This window comes from Pseudomonas sp. D4002 (genome assembly GCF_013385665.1).
Classification (GTDB): Bacteria; Pseudomonadota; Gammaproteobacteria; order Pseudomonadales; family Pseudomonadaceae; genus Aquipseudomonas.
In genome coordinates, this window is sequence record NZ_JACAPN010000068.1 from 24,747 (window position 1) to 36,439 (window position 11,693).

The window sequence follows — 11,693 nt, forward strand, 5'->3', positions numbered from 1 at the left end:
GTTACGCGGTCAGCTTCAACAGCGCTTTGGCAACGTCACTGGAACTGGCAGGATTCTGCCCGGTGACCAGCAGGCCATCTTCAATCACAAAGGACTGCCAATCGGCACCCTTCTCATACGTGCCGCCCAGTGCCTTGAAATCATCCTCGATCAGGAACGGCACCACGTCGGTCAGGCCAACCGCCGCTTCTTCGGAGTTGGAGAAGCCGGTGACGCGTCGGCCCTTGACCAGCGGTTCGCCGTTGACCGCCTTGACGTGACGCAAGGCGCCCGGGGCGTGGCACACAAAGCCAATCGGCTTGCCCGCACGCTCGAAGGCTTCGATCAGGGCGATGGAGGTTTTCGACTCTGCCAGGTCCCACAGCGGGCCGTGGCCGCCTGGGTAGAACACGGTGTCGAAGTCGCCGGAGTTGACCGACTCCAGCTTCACGGTGGTGGCCAGGGCCTGTTGCGCCGCCGGGTCAGCGGCGAAGCGGCGGGTCTGGTCGGTTTGCGAATCCGGCAGGTCGCTGACCGGGTCCAGGGGCGGCTGCCCACCGGCCGGCGAAGCCAGGGTCACGTCGGCCCCGGCGTCCTTGAACGCGTAGTAGGGAGCAGCAAATTCTTCGAGCCAGAACCCGGTCTTGCGGCCGGTGTTGCCAAGCTGGTCGTGAGAAGTCAAAACCATTAATACTTTCATGTGCCAGTGCCTCGGGGTGATGTGGGTTGGAATGGAATCAAGCTTAGGAGCCGGGCCAAAACCGCACAATGTCATGTCCGCAAGGATTCCGGACATTGCGCCAAGGCGGTTGCCGTTTCCCTGGCACACGCCGACAATCACCGCTCCGCGCCCCCTGGAGAGATGAGATGCACAGCATTGCGCTGATGGTGTACCCGAACTTTCAATCCTTGAGCCTCAGCCTGGGCTCGGTGTTCGAGTGCGCGAATCTGCTGCGTGGCGAGCAGGCGTATGAATTTCACCTGGTGTCGGAAAGTGGCGGCCCGATCATGACGTCCCAGGGCTTCTCGGTGAACAGCACGCCGATCCGGCCCGAGGGCTATGACACATTGATCGTCAGCGGTTACCTGGAGTTCCAACTGCCTGACGCCAGCCTGCCGAGGCTGGTCCAGGCGGCGTCCAAACAGTCGCGGCGGATTGCTTCGTTGTGCATGGGCATCTTCGTGCTGGCCGAGGCGGGATTGCTCGAAGGCAAGCGCGCCACCACCCACTGGCTGCACGCACCGGCCTTTGCCAAGCGCTACCCGCAGATTCGCCTGGAGGAAGACAAGCTGTTCGTGGTCGACGGCCAGATCTGGACCGGTGCCGGCATGAGCGCCGGGGTGGACCTGGCGCTGGCGATGGTGGAGAACGACCTGGGCAGCGACCTCGCCCGCCGCATCGCGCGCAAGCTGGTGATTGCCCAGCGCCGTGGCAGCGAACAGTCGCAGCTATCGGCGTTGCTGGAACTCGACCCCAAGTCCGACCGTGTGCAGTTGGCCCTGGCCTACGCCCGGGAGAACCTGACCCACGACCTTTCGGTCGAGGCCCTGGCGGCCGTGGCGCGGCTCAGCCCACGCCAGTTCAGCCGGGTGTTTCGCGAGGAGACCGGGCAAACCCCGGCCAAGGCCATCGAATCCCTGCGGGTGGAAGCCGCCCGGGCAATGATGGAAACCAGTCGGCATCCGGTGGAAGTGGTCGCCCGCGAGACCGGGTTCGGTGATCGCGAGCGCATGCGCCAGGCGTTCCTGCGGGCGTTCGGCCAGCCGCCACAGGCGATGCAGGCGGCATTGTTCAGTGCAGGGGCTGGCGCCGCTTTCAGTTGATGGTTCAGTGCAACGCTGCGCGCGTCACCAGGAAGCTCAGCAGGTTTGGCTCATCGTCCAGCTCGATGGCCTGCACCGGACGCGGCAGGTTATCCAACACCGTGCGCCAGAACGCCTGGCTCACTTCATCCTGATCATAGAAACGCACCAGCCAGTTCGCCTCGCCGCTGCTCAACACCTGAGTGGCGATGGCGCGGCCAATGCCCTTGCGGCGGTAGCGTTTGAGGATGAACAGGTCCGCCAGTTCCAGCGCATCGATCCCCGGCAGTTCGCTGCCTTCGATCAGCAGGAAGCCGGCGATGAAGCCGTCGACCAGCAGCAGGTTGGCACTCCACTGCGGGTCTTCCCAGTAGCGGGCCAGGTGCTCCTCATGGATGTAGAAGCGACCGTCCACCTCGACATCTTCCTGTTCCCAGTCCGAGGACTCGTAGGCGTAGAACTGGTAAAGGTTGGCGATCAACGTGGCGTGTTCCGGGCCGGTCTCGATCAGTTCGACGGTGGTATCGGGGATTGCAGGCATGGGCATCTCGGCAAAAAAACAGGCCGCCATTGTCAACAAAGCCACCTGCAATGCCAATACACCGGCCAAGCTTTCTGCTTGCTGAACCGATCGTGCTTTTCTCGTGTCAACGCCAAAATCGTTACAAAGTTAGACTAAACTCCGCGTCACTTCCCTCCCCTTGCTTTCAGGATAAGTACTTTGACAAACGTCTGCACCAGCGGCCTCGATGTCGGCTTTGCGTCCCTGGATTACCTGCAAATAGGCATCCTGGGCATCATTCAGGGCATCACCGAATTGTTGCCCGTGTCTTCCACCGCCCACATGCGCATCGTGCCCGCCCTGCTCGGCTGGCCGGATCCCGGCTCGGCGTTTTCCGCAGCCATGCAGTTGGCCGCACTGGCAGCAGTGGTCAGTTACTTCTGGAAGGATGTACGCCAGGTCACGGTCGGCAGCATCACTGCGGTGCGCCAGGGTGACTACAACAACCAGTGGTTCAAGCTGGCGGTGGCCATTGTGCTGGCGACGATTCCGATCGGGATTGCCGGGATAGCCTTGTCGTCGACCCTCAACTCCTGCAACTCGCCGCTGCGCGGGCTGATGGTGATCGGGATTTCCTGCCTGGTGATGGCGGTGCTGCTGGCGGCGGCTGAACTCAGCGCAAGGCATAAGCGCACGGTGGGCGAAATGCGCCTGCGGGATGCGCTGATTGTCGGCATTGCGCAGATCGGTGCGCTGATTCCAGGGGTTTCCCGCTCGGGCTCGACTCTGACCGCCGCACTGTTCCTCAACTTCAAGCGTGAAGAAGCGGCGCGGTTTTCGTTCCTGCTGGGCTTGCCGGCGATCGCCCTCGCAGGGCTGAAAGAGCTGTGGGTATTGTTCCACGCCGACCTGCCCGCCCACGCCTGGCCGCACCTGATCTTCGGGCTGGTGGTCGCCAGTGTGTCGGCGTTCTTCGCGATCTGGGGCCTGATGAAGTTCCTGGAGCGATTCTCCACCTGGCCGTTCGTGATCTACCGCGCGGTGCTGGGAGTATTCCTGATTGTGGCGGTGAGCACCGGGTTGTTGGCCTAAGGCGCGCGGTCGGCCAGTTCTTCGAGCAAATCCGCTGACGGTATGAAGAACAGGCCGCCGGTGACCGCCGTGCTGAAGTCCAGCAGGCGGTCATAGTTGCCGACCGGTCGGCCGACAAACATGTTCTCCAGCATCAACTCCAAAGGCTCTGGCGAGCGCGCGTAGCCGATAAAGTACGTCCCGAATTCCCCCGCGCCCGGCCGGCCAAAGGGCATGTTGTCCCGCAGGATCTTCACTTCCTCGCCGTCCTTGGTGATGGTGGTCAATGCACTGTGGGAATTGCTCGGCTTGGTCGCATCGTCGAGCTCGATGTCCGACAACTTGGTGCGCCCGATCACCCGCTCCTGCGCCTCCACCGACAATTCATTCCAGGCCTGCATGTTGTGCAGGTACTTCTGCACCATTACATAGCTGCCGCCGCTGAACGCCGGATCCTCATCACCGACGATGGTGAAACCCACCGCCTTGCGCCCGACCGGGTTCTCGGTGCCGTCGACAAAACCGATGATGCTGCGCATGTCGAAATAGCGGAAACCCTGGACCTCGTCCACCACCGTCACCGCATCCCCCAGCGCCGCCATCAACTGGGTGGCCAATTCGAAACACAGGTCCATCTGCTCGGCACGAATGTGCAGCAGGATATCCCCCGGCGTGGCCGGCGCCAGGCGCCCGGCCACGCCCACTTCCTTGAACGGATGCAACGCTGCTGGCCGCGGCCCCCCGAACAGCGCATCCCACGCCTTGGAGCCAAACCCTGCGACACACGTCAGGTTGCCCGCCGGTACACGCTTGCCGACCGAGCGCACCAGGCCGGCGATATCGGCGCACCAGCTGCGCACCGCCTCAGCCGAGTCACTGCCAGGCGCCAGGGTCGCGACCATGAAAATGGCGCTGCTGGTGATCGGGCTGCAGACGGATTGGGGTTCAAGGTTTTGATCGGATGGCGATGTCATTGAGAGGTCCACGGGTGGCGGTCGAGATTCAACGAGCGCAGATTAGCAGACCACCTAACCCTGTGGGGGCTGTCGAGCTTTAGCGAGGCTGCGAAGGCGGCAGCAGTGTCAACATTGATGCTGCCTGACCCACCGCTATCGCAGCCTCGCTAAAGCTCGACAGCTCCCACACTGGATTTTCGTTTATGCGCCACTTGTGCATTTCCTCCGGACAAATCCCACAACGGGGGCTCCCCTCCTGCGCCCTCCCGATGGTAGTGTGTGAAATTGTTTCTGACCTTTCGATCAGACATTTCTCACTCACTCCCTGCAAAGGAATGCCCCCAGCAATGGATTTTTCCCTCAAGCAACTGGCCGTAGCCACCCTGATGGCCGCCAGCCTTTCGGTGTTCACCACCCAAGCCCAAGCCAACCTCACCCCACAACAGAACGCCGTCATCCTGAAGACCTTCAGCGATGCCTCGGTCAAGGATTTCCGGCAGTTCCTCGCCAGCCTGGCCAAGAATGACGTGGCCAAGAGCGACAACCTCGGCCCGGCCATCAGTGCCTTTCTCGACAACAAGGACCTGAGCGCCGACCAGCAGAATGAAATCCATCGCCTGCTGGGCCTGTATGCGCGGGTTAAGTACGGCGCCGCCGCCACTGAAACCCTGCGTGAGCTGGTGGAGATCCCGACCTTCCAGGTCGCCGGCGTGGCCCAGCACGACAATCCCGAGTTCATCAAGATCGCCGCCAAGATCAAGAGCCTGGCCGAGTCGTTCAACCTGAACTTCCGCAACATCGACAACCGCGTCTACGAGATTTCCCTGGAAGGCAGCGGCGATGAAGTGGTCGGCATCCACGCTCACGCGGACGTGGTACCGGTAACCCCGGAAAACTGGGTGCTCAAGGACGGCACCAAGCTCGACCCATTCAAGGTCACGCTGATCGGCGACCGGATGTATGGTCGCGGCACCGAGGATGACAAGAACGGCATCGTGGTGGCGATGTACGCGATGAAGGTGATCAAGGAAGAGAAGCTGCCGCTGGCACGCAATTTCAAGCTGCTGGTGGACACCACCGAGGAAACCTCCGGCGACGCGATCCCGTACTACTTCGAGCACAACCCAACGCCCAACTACAACCTGGCGCTGGACGGCGGCTACCCGCTGGTGATCGCCGAGAAAGGCTACGGCACGGTCATGGCCAAGTTCCCCAAGCGCAAGGCTGAAGGCAAAGGCGCAGAAATCATCTCGATGACCGGCGGCAAGGCCACCAACCAGATTCCGTCGGCGTCGGTGGTGACATTGCTCAGCGACAAGCCTGCCGAACTGGCCGCCAGCCTGCAAAAGGCCGGCAGCGAGTACGCCAAGCGCAATGGCGGCGACTTTGAAGTGGCGGCCAAGGTCGTCGGCAAGGACGTTCAGTTGACCGTCACTGGCGTGTCCGCCCACTCCTCCGAACCGGAATCCGGGGTGAACCCGGTAGCCAGGGTCCTCGACTTCCTCAACAGCCTCGACGGCAAGGTCGCGCTCAAGCACAACCAGTTCACCGACGCCGCGCACTACGCCGCCAACAACTGGGGCCTGGATTACCTGGGCGCCAAGCTGGGCGTGGGCTTCTCCGATGCGTTCATGGGCCCGCTGACCACCTCGCTGACCTATGTGGGCGAAGATGACACTACCTTCAAGCTGGCGGTCAACCTGCGGGTGCCAAAGGGCAAGTCACCGGAAGCGCTCAAGGCCGAAATCGCTGACAAGCTCAGCGCCTGGACCAAGAAAAACCACGTGGCTGTGACCTTCGATTACTCGATCGCCGAGCCGATGTACCGCAACCCTGAGGGCGAGTGGGTCAAGGCGCTGTTGGCGGTGGCCAGCGAGAACCTGGGCATGGAGCACAAGTACGGCACGTCTGCCGGCGCTACCTCGGTGCATGAGTTGCCCAACGGCGTGCAATTCGGCCTGGCACGGCCGGAGGTCAAGTACACCGGCCATACCGACAACGAGTTCAAGACCGTCGACCAGTTCCTGCTGGACCTGCAGATCGTCACCGAAATGATGGGCCGCATCGGGCAACTGCCGAAGCTCTGACCTGCCCTTCGGACCCGCCGTCCTGGCGGGTCCACTAAGCGATACGCCAGCCTTTCGATGCTCGCCGCTGCGCGAGGAACCGGGCATAGCGCCCTTGCCTTGCGGTCAATTGCTCAGGCGTGCCCTGCTCCACGATCCGGCCTTCATCGAGCACCACGATCTGGTCGGCCATCACCACCGTCGACAGCTGATGCGCGATCACGATCAGCGTGCATGTGCCGCGCAAGCGTGCCAGGGTTTCGGCGATGACCGCCTGGTTCTCGGCGTCCAGTGCTGCCGTGGCTTCGTCCACCAGCAGGATCGGCGCGCCCTTGATCAACGCACGGGCGATCGCGACACGCTGACGCTCGCCACCGGACAGGCGTGCCCCGCCCTCACCCACCGTGGTCGACAGGCCCATCGGCAGGCGCTCGATAATCTCTTGCACGCCAGCCTGCCGCGCGGCCTCCAGTACTTGTGCGTCGCTGGCGTCGGGTTTGCCGAGGCGAATGTTGTCGGCGACGCTGCCCTGGAACAGGTACGTGTCCTGGAAGATCTGGCTGATCTGCGCGTTGAGCTGCTCACCGGACATCTGTCGCACATCCACGCCTGCGATGCACACCTGGCCCTGGCTGACCTCGAAAAACCGTGCGACCAACCGCAACAGCGTGGTCTTGCCCGAACCGGAAGCCCCCACCAGCGCGGTCATGCTGCCGGGCTCAATACGCAGGTTCACCCCGCGCAGCACGTCCCGCGAACCGGCCGCGTGGCGAAAGCTCACATCGAACAGTTCCACCGAGGCATCCCGTGGAGATTGCGGCGCGCTCGGCACCTTCAGGGGCGACGCGGCCAATATCTCGCGCACCGCCTCAAGCTGCACCCCGGCGCCGCGCAACGTTTCGCCATAGCCGGCCACCTCCAGCAACGGGTCAATGAAGCGGCTGACCAGCAACAGCGACACCATCACCGCAATCACCGAGCCCACGTGCAAGGCATTTCCCAGGTAAGCGTCAAGCCAGAGCGCGGCGGCGATCAACAAGGCCGCGAACACCACCTGCACCAGCCACATGTTCAGCAGAATCGAGGTGGCGGACAGCAGGATCAGGCGCGCCCCGGTCACGTGCTGCTGTTCGATCGCCCGTTGCAGGAACACCGAGCTGCCGCCGCCACTGAAGGCACGCAACACCGACTGCGACTGGGCGAACTCCAGCATGCGCTGGCTGGTGTCGGCCGAGCTGCGCTGGAACGCCCGGTCGGCGCGCCGCCCAAGGCGGGCGCTGAGCCAGAACGCGCCGCCGAGAATCGGCAACGCCAGCAAGGCAATCAGGCCCATTTTCCAGTGCAGCACAAACAACGCCAGTACCAGCACCAATGGCGTCACCACGCCGCTGAGCACCGGAGTAAATACATGGGCCGGCAGCTGAGCCACGGCCATCATGCCCTGGGTCACCACCTGGTTGAGCCGCGCCGTGTTATCAGGCGTGAACCAGCCGACAGGCAGTTCGGCCACATGGTCGCCGATGCGCTGGCGCCCGCCTTGCAGCACCGCCACACCCACCGCGACGCCAGCCTTTTCAACCTCGCGTCGCGTGGCCCAACACGTCGCCACCGCCGCCAGGAACACCACCAGCCACAACGCCGCTTCGGCCAGATCACCGTTGAGCATGTCGGTGAGTACCGGCACCAGGGCGGCGAGGGTCAGCCCGCACAGCGCACCGTAGAACATCACTTTCCCGACATAGCGACGGAAGACCGGCCCGTCATCGCCCAACAGTTCGATAAAGGTTTTCAGCATGTCGGCAGCGCCTGTTCGCGGGTCTGTTTGTAACCGCCCGACGCCCACAGGCGCGCATAGCGGCCCTCTTGCGCGATCAGTCGAGGATGGGTGCCCTGTTCAACAATACGGCCGTTTTCCAGCACGATGATGTGGTCGGCGTGCATCACGGTATCGAGGCGATGGGCAATCACCAACAACGTGCGCCCTTGGGCGAAGCGCGACAGCGCCTCCTGGATTGCCACCTCGTTTGCGGCATCGGCGGCGGCCGTGGGTTCATCCAGCACCAGCACCGGCGGCGCCAGTAATACTGCGCGGGCGATGCTGATACGCTGCTGCTCGCCACCGGACAACTGCGCGTCCTCGCCAATCACCGAGGCATAGCCCCGTGGCAAGCCGATGATGCACTCATGAATATTCGCGGCCCGTGCCGCCGCCTCGATTTCCTTGCGGCTGGCGCTGGGCCGGCCAAGGGCGATGTTTTCGGCAACGCTGGCGTGGACCAGGCGCACCTCTTGCAGCACAAAGCCGATCAGGTTGTAGAGCTGCGAGGTCTCGATCTGCCGCAGGTCGACGCCGCCCAGGGTGATACGCCCCTCGGTCGGGTCAAAAAACCGCAGCAGCAGGCGCGCCAGGGTCGACTTGCCCGAACCCGAGGCGCCGACGATGGCGGTTACGGTGCCAGGCTTGAGGGTGAAGCTGATGTTCGACAGTACCGGGTGCTGCGGGTCGTAGGCGTACCCGAGGTTTTCGACGCGTACTTCGGCGTCCTTGGGCAAGCGTTCGCACCCCGGCTCCACCTGCGCCAGCACCGGCGTCGCCAGCAGTGCCTGCACGCGCTGGGCCGCGCCGGTGGCGTTGTCCAGATCATGCACGATGTAACTCAGCAGCAGCAGTGGCGCGCAAATACCCGGTGCGACAATGGCGAACGGCAGCACCTCCACCGCGCTGATCCAGCCCAGGCTGACAAACACCAGGCCAAACGTCAGCACCATGGCGAGCACCGTCACCGGGGCGATCATCGCGTTGGCATTGGCCATCGTCCCCACCAGTGGACGGGTGAACTCAACGAAGGCTTCGCTGAACTCATCTACCGCCTCGCGGTAACTGGCGTGGGCCTTGCCGGTGGCACCGAAGGCCTTGACCACCGGAATGCCGTTGACGAACTCGACCACCGCGTTATTGACCCGGGTCATGCGCTCGACAAAGGACTGCATGTGGCTGCCGCTGGCTTTCATCGCCCGGGTAAAAAACAGCAAAAAACCCGGAAACGGCAACAGCGAGACCAGCGCCATGCGCCAGTCCACCATGAACAGATAAGCCGCCGACAGCAGCACGGCCCCGGCACAACGGCCCACGGTGGTGTAGAAATGCGCAGTCAGGCTATGCAGGGTGCCGATATCGTCCTGCATTGCCTGCTTGACCTCGCCCGACGCCCGCTCGGTGAACCAGCCCAGCGGCACCTGGCTCAGGCGCTGGGCGATGGCCAGGCGCAAGTGGCGAGTGATGTGGTTGTCGGCCAGGTGCGCGACCGTCTCCGCAACTGTCATCAACAGCAGGCCCGCGAACAGGCTCGCCAGGCTGAGGCTGATGGTCAACCAGACCTCGCCCGATGCCTGGGCCATCGACGGCGCGCCGAGGGCGACCCTGGCGATATGCACAATGCCCCCCAGCGGCACCAGCGTCAGCATACTGCCCACACCGGCCAGCAGTGCCGCAGCGATCAGTCGCCCGCGCACCGGCCGCAACACTTGCGAGACCGCGCCCCGCCCCCTGGGTTTGGCCGCAGCCACATCCTTGTTACTCATGAAGTCTCCCTGACTGAATGAGCCTTTGCTCGCCCTTACCTTATCTTCCGAACGAGCGGCCAAACCCCTCAATCGAAACCTCAAGGAATTTTCAGGCAGGGGCGCGGACCGTCACCCAATAGCGGGTGCGCCGCACCACCTGGATCGGCAACGCGGCGGCCAGGTTGTCCAGCGCCAGGTCGGTATTGTCCAGGTGCAATACACCGCTGACCCGCAGCATCGCCACCTCAGGCGCACAGCGCAGTACACCGGTGCGGTAGCGTCCCAGCTCGGCGATCAGTTCGTCCAGCCGGGTACCATCGGCCACCAACAGGCCCTTGACCCAGGCGATGCTGCGGTCAGTCACCGCCGCAGTCGGCTGCACGGTGTCCCTGGAAACCGTGGCGCCTTGACCTGCCGCCACCCGCGCACCTGCGCCATGGTCGGGCTGCACCTGCACGGCGCCCTCAAGCACGGCCAACTGGCAGTTGCCGTCGTCGCATTGGCGCAGGCTGAAACGCGTGCCCAGGGCATGAAACACGCCCTGGCGACTCTGCACCCGAAACGGCCGGGGTGACGGCGCGGTCGTGATGAAGACCTCGCCGACCAGCAGCAGCACCAGGCGCTGGTCGTCATCGAACTGTACGTCAACTGCTGAAGCCGGGCCCAATACCAGGCGGGTACCGTCGGGCAATACCACTTCGCGAACTTCGCCGGTGCGGGTGCTATGGCCGGCACTCGCCAGTTGCCAGGCGTCGGTGTGGCGCACGCCGTAGGTGAGGCCACCGGCTGCGACCAACAGGCCCAGCAGGCGCAGGGTGCTCCGGCGATCGGGGGAGTCGGGAGCGTCGGGTTCGGCCAGGCTGTGCCTGGCCACCGGCGCGGGGATGCTGTGGAGTTTTTGTTCGAAGCCCAGCAGGCGCGTCCAGGCCAGTTCGTGATGGGGGTGTTCGGCGCGCCAGTGCAGGCAGTTGGCGTGGTCTTCGGCGCTGGCGTCATCGGCCCACAGGCGGGCCATCCAGGCGGCGGCGCGCTCGATGATATCCGGGGAGATTGGCTGCTCGGTCGACATTGCGAGGGTCAGCCGTACAGGGTCTGGTAGCAGGCCAGCAGGCCGGCGGCGATGTACTTTTCCACCGAGGAGACGGAGACCTGTAGCTCGGCGGCGATCTCGCGGTAGCTCAGGCCATCGAGCTTGCACAGCAACAGGGCCTGGCGCGCCTTGGGTGGCAGGCTGTGCAGGGCGGCGTCGATTTGGATCAGGGCCTCGATGGCCAGGGCGCGGGTTTCTTCATCGGGGGCGCAGGGTTCGGGCAACAGGGCCAGGGCTTGCAGGTAAGCGGATTCGATCTGGCGGCGGCGGTAGAGGTCGATGACCAGGCCGTTGGCGATCTGGGTCAGGTGTCGCCGGGATTCGCCGGTGGGCGGGAGTTGGCCCTTGCGCATGAGTTGCAGGTAGACGTCGTGGGCCAGGTCGGCGGCGTCTAATGCGTTGCCCAGCTTGCGGCGCAACAGGGTACGTAGCCAGGCGTTGTGGTCGACGTATAGATTTTCAACCTGGCGTTGAAAGGCGAACTGTCCGATGTTCACAAACCTCTCCTTTTACCCAATGGGCCCGGGGGTGCTGGGGCGATTGGGCTGGTAATGATTTGCAAGACTATCGGCTCTGGGCTGCGGGTGCAATGCGGGGGGATGGCGGGGTTATGGGTACATATCCGTTGCTGCGGTAACGGCCGCTTATGGTTCCGCTCTTAC

General features: G+C 63.7%; 10 protein-coding genes. 3 read left to right on the forward strand and 7 right to left on the reverse strand.

The window, feature by feature from the left end; all coding sequences use genetic code 11:
- Window position 1: 1 nt before the first annotated feature.
- The gene (locus HX824_RS32115; RefSeq protein ID WP_177056082.1) at window positions 2-679 is read right to left on the reverse strand and encodes a type 1 glutamine amidotransferase domain-containing protein; all 678 of its coding nucleotides are present in this window, start codon (window positions 677-679) and stop codon (window positions 2-4) included.
- A 167-nt stretch (window positions 680-846) separates the two neighbouring features.
- On the opposite strand from HX824_RS32115, the gene HX824_RS32120 reads away from it, so the two are divergent.
- Window positions 847-1,803: a GlxA family transcriptional regulator gene (locus HX824_RS32120; protein ID WP_003220105.1), complete on the forward strand. Its 957-nt coding sequence runs from the start codon at window positions 847-849 to the stop codon at window positions 1,801-1,803.
- Window positions 1,804-1,807: 4 nt separating this feature from the next.
- Here HX824_RS32120 and HX824_RS32125 read toward each other — a convergent pair whose 3' ends face one another.
- The gene (locus HX824_RS32125) at window positions 1,808-2,314 is read right to left on the reverse strand and encodes a GNAT family N-acetyltransferase (RefSeq protein ID WP_032898758.1); all 507 of its coding nucleotides are present in this window, start codon (window positions 2,312-2,314) and stop codon (window positions 1,808-1,810) included.
- Window positions 2,315-2,503: 189 nt separating this feature from the next.
- Between HX824_RS32125 and HX824_RS32130 the strand changes: the two genes are divergently transcribed.
- Window positions 2,504-3,376, forward strand: a complete 873-nt coding sequence (locus HX824_RS32130; protein ID WP_003220102.1) for an undecaprenyl-diphosphate phosphatase — start codon at window positions 2,504-2,506, stop codon at window positions 3,374-3,376.
- Here HX824_RS32130 and HX824_RS32135 read toward each other — a convergent pair.
- Window positions 3,373-4,329 (reverse strand): Dyp-type peroxidase, encoded by a 957-nt coding sequence (locus HX824_RS32135; protein WP_003220100.1) that lies wholly within the window; start codon window positions 4,327-4,329, stop codon window positions 3,373-3,375. The two genes, HX824_RS32130 and HX824_RS32135, sit on opposite strands and share 4 nt — an antisense overlap.
- 329 nt (window positions 4,330-4,658) lie before the next feature.
- Between HX824_RS32135 and HX824_RS32140 the strand changes: the two genes are divergently transcribed.
- The gene (locus HX824_RS32140; RefSeq protein ID WP_177056084.1) at window positions 4,659-6,398 is read left to right on the forward strand and encodes a dipeptidase; all 1,740 of its coding nucleotides are present in this window, start codon (window positions 4,659-4,661) and stop codon (window positions 6,396-6,398) included.
- Window positions 6,399-6,432: 34 nt separating this feature from the next.
- Here HX824_RS32140 and HX824_RS32145 read toward each other — a convergent pair whose 3' ends face one another.
- From HX824_RS32145 to HX824_RS32160, 4 genes are all read right to left on the reverse strand, one after another.
- The gene (locus HX824_RS32145; protein ID WP_177056086.1) at window positions 6,433-8,172 is read right to left on the reverse strand and encodes an ABC transporter ATP-binding protein; all 1,740 of its coding nucleotides are present in this window, start codon (window positions 8,170-8,172) and stop codon (window positions 6,433-6,435) included.
- Complete coding sequence (locus HX824_RS32150; RefSeq protein WP_134326267.1) at window positions 8,166-9,959, reverse strand: ABC transporter ATP-binding protein; 1,794 nt, start codon at window positions 9,957-9,959, stop codon at window positions 8,166-8,168. Before HX824_RS32150 ends, HX824_RS32145 begins: the two co-directional genes overlap by 7 nt.
- 91 nt (window positions 9,960-10,050) lie before the next feature.
- A complete protein-coding gene (locus HX824_RS32155; protein WP_134326266.1) occupies window positions 10,051-11,010 on the reverse strand; it encodes a FecR domain-containing protein in 960 nt (319 codons plus the stop codon).
- Between the two features lie 8 nt (window positions 11,011-11,018).
- The gene (locus HX824_RS32160) at window positions 11,019-11,528 is read right to left on the reverse strand and encodes a sigma-70 family RNA polymerase sigma factor (RefSeq protein WP_102606099.1); all 510 of its coding nucleotides are present in this window, start codon (window positions 11,526-11,528) and stop codon (window positions 11,019-11,021) included.
- Window positions 11,529-11,693: the final 165 nt, after the last annotated feature.